Origin of the sequence: Pseudonocardia sp. EV170527-09 (genome assembly GCF_008369905.1) — a bacterium.
Taxonomy (GTDB): domain Bacteria; phylum Actinomycetota; class Actinomycetes; order Mycobacteriales; family Pseudonocardiaceae; genus Pseudonocardia.
Window position 1 is genome coordinate 1 of the sequence record NZ_VRMC01000565.1, and the last position, 254, is coordinate 254.

The following is a 254-nucleotide window of genomic DNA, read 5'->3' on the forward strand; positions in this document are numbered from 1 at the left end:
GCATGATAACGTCGCTCTCGATCACTTTCCAAAGCATCCGCTTCTATTGTGGCTGGATTACTAGCAGACTTTTTCAACACCTCTTGCGCGGCCAGCATTACCCGGTCACGCTGACCTGCCTCGGTACGAATCACAAAATTGGAAGAACGATTCAAGTTTCTGACGGGTGAGATAACCGTATAATTGGATTCCGCTGCATTTTCTGCTGAAGGTGTAATTAGAGTTTCGACCACACCAATAATCTGTGCCTCATC

At 46.9% G+C, this 254-nt stretch carries 1 protein-coding gene; it reads right to left on the reverse strand.

Going from position 1 to position 254, the window contains the following annotated elements; all coding sequences use genetic code 11:
- The coding region (locus FVA95_RS32445; protein ID WP_205016093.1) for a hypothetical protein at positions 1 to 254 on the reverse strand (254 nt) is incomplete at both ends.